Origin of the sequence: Isoptericola sp. NPDC060257 (assembly GCF_042726645.1) — a bacterium.
In the GTDB taxonomy this organism is placed as follows: Bacteria; Actinomycetota; Actinomycetes; order Actinomycetales; family Cellulomonadaceae; genus Isoptericola; species Isoptericola nanjingensis.
This window is the reverse complement of the sequence record NZ_JBHXAW010000335.1, coordinates 1-4,252: the sequence shown is the minus strand read 5'-3', so window position 1 is coordinate 4,252 and position 4,252 is coordinate 1. Positions and strand designations below refer to the sequence as shown.

The 4,252-nt window shown below is 73.5% G+C and carries 5 protein-coding genes; 4 read left to right on the top strand and 1 reads right to left on the bottom strand.

Features of this window, described 5'->3' with window-relative positions; all coding sequences use genetic code 11:
• Nucleotides 1-152: 152 nt before the first annotated feature.
• The 3 genes from ACFWEK_RS19455 (at nt 153) to ACFWEK_RS19445 (ending at nt 2,134) form a co-directional block, all read left to right on the top strand.
• A complete protein-coding gene (locus ACFWEK_RS19455; protein ID WP_430555105.1) occupies nt 153-1,160 on the top strand; it encodes a DnaJ C-terminal domain-containing protein in 1,008 nt (335 codons plus the stop codon).
• 70 nt (nt 1,161-1,230) lie between these two features.
• Nucleotides 1,231-1,659 (top strand): heat shock protein transcriptional repressor HspR, encoded by a 429-nt coding sequence (locus tag ACFWEK_RS19450; RefSeq protein ID WP_430555104.1) that lies wholly within the window; start codon nt 1,231-1,233, stop codon nt 1,657-1,659.
• A 166-nt stretch (nt 1,660-1,825) separates the two neighbouring features.
• The gene (locus tag ACFWEK_RS19445; RefSeq protein WP_430545990.1) at nt 1,826-2,134 is read left to right on the top strand and encodes a DUF1540 domain-containing protein; all 309 of its coding nucleotides are present in this window, start codon (nt 1,826-1,828) and stop codon (nt 2,132-2,134) included.
• 28 nt (nt 2,135-2,162) lie between these two features.
• On the opposite strand, the gene ACFWEK_RS19440 is transcribed toward ACFWEK_RS19445, so the two are convergent.
• Nucleotides 2,163-2,969 (bottom strand): hypothetical protein, encoded by an 807-nt coding sequence (locus ACFWEK_RS19440; RefSeq protein WP_430545991.1) that lies wholly within the window; start codon nt 2,967-2,969, stop codon nt 2,163-2,165.
• A gap of 219 nt (nt 2,970-3,188) precedes the next feature.
• Here ACFWEK_RS19440 and ACFWEK_RS19435 point away from each other — a divergent pair.
• On the top strand, nt 3,189-4,252 hold a 1,064-nt coding region (locus tag ACFWEK_RS19435; RefSeq protein ID WP_430555103.1), incomplete at its 3' end, for a sigma-70 family RNA polymerase sigma factor.

Genomic DNA, 4,252 nt, shown 5'->3' with positions numbered 1-4,252 from the left:
TTTCACGCTGTTTGTTTATTTGGTTTTTTTGTTGGTTTTGGTGGGTTGGTTTTTTTTTATTATTGTCCGGCCGGTGTTGAGCGCTACCTGCCGTGGGTCGATCTCACGACGGGCGGGTCGATCTCGCGGACAATGACAGGAAGGAGGGCGTCGTGACAGGTCAGGACTGGATCGAGAAGGACTTCTACTCCGCTCTCGGCGTCCCCAAGGACGCGGACGACGCGGCCATCAAGAAGGCGTACCGCAAGCTCGCGCGCCAGTACCACCCGGACCAGAACCCGGGCGACGCGTCGGCGGAGGCGAAGTTCAAGGAGATCGGCGAGGCGTACGCCGTGCTGTCCGACTCCGAGCAGCGTCAGCAGTACGACGCCGTGCGCGCCATGGCCGGCGGCGGCGCCCGCTTCGCGGCGGGCCCGGGCGGGGGCGGGGGCAACGGTTTCGAGGACGTCTTCGGCTCGATGTTCGGCGGCGGCGCCGGCCCGAACGAGCGCTATCAGCAGTACCCCCAGGGGGGCGCGGGTGGCGGAGGCTTCGAGGACATCCTCAGCTCCATGCTCGGCGGCCAGGGGGGCTTCCGCGGCGGCCGGCAGCGCGCCGGCTTCACCACGCCGCAGAAGGGCCCGGACGTCGCGGCCGAGACCACGCTGCCGTTCCGCACGGCGGTGGAGGGCGCCACCGTCGAGTTCACGGTGGACGGCCGCAAGGTCAAGACCAAGATCCCCGCCGGGGTGAACGACGGCCGCAAGCTGCGCATCCGCGGCAAGGGGCGCCCCGGTTCGGGCGGCGGCGACGCCGGCGACCTGGTGGTCACCGTGCACGTCGCGCCGCACCCCGTGTTCACGCTCGACGGCGCGAACCTGCGCATGACGGTCCCCGTGACGTTCGCGGAGGCCGCGCTGGGCACGACGGTCGAGGTGCCGACGCTCGACGGGCACACCGTGAAGCTCAAGGTGCCGGCGGGCACGCCTACCGGGCGGGTGCTGCGGGTCAAGGGCCGCGGCGTCAAGAACGCCAAGACTCAGGGTGACCTGCTCGTCACGGTCCAGGTGGCCGTGCCGCAGAAGCTCAGCAAGAAGGCGAAGGAGGCGCTCGAGGCGTTCGCCGCCGAGAGCGACCACGAGGACGTGCGGGCGGGGCTCGCGCAGCGCGCGGCGGAATGACGCCGCGGCGGCGCGCGGGGCGACCGGCCCGGGGCGGCACCGAGGAGCGGCACCGAGCGAGGAGGTAGCGATGGTCACCGAGGACGCGCCGGTGCTGACCGTGTCGCAGGCGGCCCGGCTCGCGGGCATGCACCCGCAGACGCTCCGGCAGTACGACCGCCTCGGGCTGGTCACGCCGCGCCGCACCGCCGGCCGTGGCCGCCGCTACTCGCAGCGGGACGTCGCACGACTGCTCGAGGTGCAGCGCCTCGCGCAGGTGGAGGGCATCAACCTCGCCGGGATCCGGCGCATCCTCGACCTCCAGGAGCACGTCGCCCAGCTCGAGGGCCGACTCGCGGCGCTCGCCATGCAGCCGCCCGGCGGCTGGGTGTTCACGGCAGGCACGACGGGCGACGTCGTCGTCGTGCGCCGCGGCCAGCGCGTGCGCCGCGCGGAGCGGGCCGACCTCGAGGCCGAGGAGGGCGCGCTGGTGCTGTGGCGCCCGCACCGCCGCGGCTGACGACTTTCCGCAACGCAATTCTTCGCTAATTCGCGAGGCAATGGGTAAGGCATTCCTTATTTGACCAGTCGTGAATTCGATCGCGCATTCACTGTGCAATTCCGTGCGAGAGGAATATCGTGGTCGAAGGCGGCGAGAGCCGGCGTCGAGCGGCGAGGAGCGCACCATGAGCACGCTGATGGAGATGCCCGAGGTCACCGAGTGCACGGTCGAGGGCTGCGGCTACAACCACGACCACGGCTGCCACGCCGGGGCGGTGACGATCGCGGGGCACAGCGGCGACGCGGCGTGCGCCACGTTCATCCCGCTGAGCTCCAAGGGCGGCCTCGAGAAGGTCGTCGCCCACGTGGGCGCCTGCCAGCGCGGCGACTGCGTCCACAACACCGACCTCGAGTGCGCGGCGTCGGCCATCCGCGTCGGCCCCGGCCCCGACGACGAGAGCCACGCCGACTGCCTCACGTACGCGCAGCACTGACCCGACCCCCGGGACGTCCCCGGGGCGGCTACCGGGCCAGTTGCGTCAGGAGCTCGACGGCGGCGGCGTGCGACGTCGGGAGGCGCTCCACCCATACCCGGGTGGGGCGCCTCAGCACGTCTCCGAGGCCCATGAGCGCGGCGTTGCGCTCCACCACCCCGCGGGTGGCCTTGGCCAGGTCGGGCACCCCCGTGTCGCGCCGCGCGAGCACCGTGAACACGCCGTCCGTGAGGGCGGCCATCGGATGGCCCTCCCCGAAGACCTGCTCGAGGGCGCGCCCGACGGTCGCGGAGCGCGCGGCGCGGTCCCACGGGGCAAGGCCGTCGACGGCGACGTCCACGACGACGAGGCAGTGCGTGTCCGGCACGCCCTGGTCCGCGCCGACGGCGGCGCCGTAGGTCTCCCGCAGCCGCTCGGCCAGGTACTCGCGGGTGGGCAGCCCCGAGCTGGGGTCGCGCAGAGCGCCGAGCGCCGGCTCCGCGTCGCGGCCTCGCACCCACCCGACGGCGACCGCGCGGATCGCGTCGGGGTCCGGCGGGTGGTGGGCGGAGCGGTACAGGCACTCGACGTCGTCCAGCGTCTCGCCCAGGCCGACGCCGGCCCGCCCGCGCGCGGCGCCTAGCCGGTGCGCGGCGGCGTGGGGGGAGCGGCCGTCGTCGAAGGCCTCGACAAGGGCGTCGACGGCGGGGTGGTACCAGTCGTCAGGACGCAGCCACACCTCGGCGAGGCTCGTCGCACGCCAGCGGTCGATCACGTCCGGGACGTGCTCGGGTGCGTCGTGCTCGGGCGCATCGTTCTCGGGCGCGCCGCGGGGGCCGCTCGTGGACCGGTTCATGATGATGGGACCGCCATGGGCAGCCATCATGACGCAGTTGTCCGCCACTTTCATCGGTAGGTGCCCCGGGATAGCCCTCTCCGCTGCCCGAGGCACGGAAAACTGCGGAAATCCTGCGCTGTTCCTGGGGAATTTCACCCCGGAGGACGAGGCGGGGAGCACGTAGAGTACGGGAGTCTGCGCGGTTGGGCGCGCAGTGCAGCCAGAGCGAGGTCGGCCATGACGGACGTCTACGTGGGGTCAGACGACTCGGCGCGCAGCGACGCCGAGCTGATCCTCGACGTGCGCGGCGGCGACCTCGAGGCGTTCGGGGCCCTCTACACCCGGCACGTCCCGGCGGCGCGGGCCGTGGCCCGGCAGTACGTCCGGTCGTCGGCCGACGCGGACGACCTCGTGTCCGAGGCGTTCCACCGCGTGCTCGACGTGCTGCAGCACGGCGGCGGCCCGGACGCGACCTTCCGCGCCTACCTGCTCACCGTGGTGCGGCGCCTCGCCGCCGACCTCGCGCGGGGCGTGAAGCGCACCCGCCCGACGTCCGACGACGGCACGTTCGAGGCCGCGCTCGGCCTCGTGGACCCCACCGACGTCGCCACGTTCGAGGGCTTCGAGCACTCCGTGGTGAAGAACGCCTACCAGGCGCTGCCGGAGCGCTGGCAAGCCGTGCTCTGGTACACGGAGATCGAAGGGCGTGCGCCGGCGGAGGTGGCCCCGATCCTCGGGCTGACGCCCAACGGCGTGTCCGCGCTCGCCTACCGGGCTCGCGAAGGGCTGCGGGTCGGCTACCTGCAGGAGCACCTCACGCACGCGCCCACCGACGGCTGCCGCGTCGTGAACCCGCTGCTCGGCGCCTACGTGCGGGGCGGGCTCGCCCGGCGCGAGGTCGCGAAGGTCGACGCGCACCTCGAGACCTGCGGGGAGTGCCGGTCCCTCGTGCTCGAGCTCGGGGACATCGCGCACGGCATGCGGGCGGTCGTGGCGCCGCTGGTCGTCGGGCTCGCGGGGCTCGCCGTGGTCGGCGCGCTCCCCATCGGGGGCGCGCTGGGCGGTGCCTTCAGCGGGTCCGTCGCGGCGGGGAGCGTCGGGGCCGGCAGCGCCACGGGTGCCGTCGGTGCCGGGAGCGCGGGGAGCGTCGGCGCCGTCGCGGGCACCAGCACCGCCGCGTCGAGCTCGGTCGGCGCCGGCGCGGTCGGGGGCGCGAGCATCACCGGCGGCGCAGGCGTCACGAGCAGCGCCGCCGCCGGGACGACGGCGGCCGCGACGGCCGGCACGACGGCGGCCGGGAC

What these genes read in the sequence shown, in the direction of transcription:
- ACFWEK_RS19450 (WP_430555104.1), top strand. Translation starts at nt 1,231, where the DNA reads ATGGTCACCGAGGACGCGCCGGTGCTGACCGTGTCGCAGGCGGCCCGG.
- ACFWEK_RS19445 (WP_430545990.1), top strand. Translation starts at nt 1,826, where the DNA reads ATGAGCACGCTGATGGAGATGCCCGAGGTCACCGAGTGCACGGTCGAG.
- ACFWEK_RS19440 (WP_430545991.1), bottom strand. Translation starts at nt 2,969, where the DNA reads ATGAACCGGTCCACGAGCGGCCCCCGCGGCGCGCCCGAGAACGATGCG.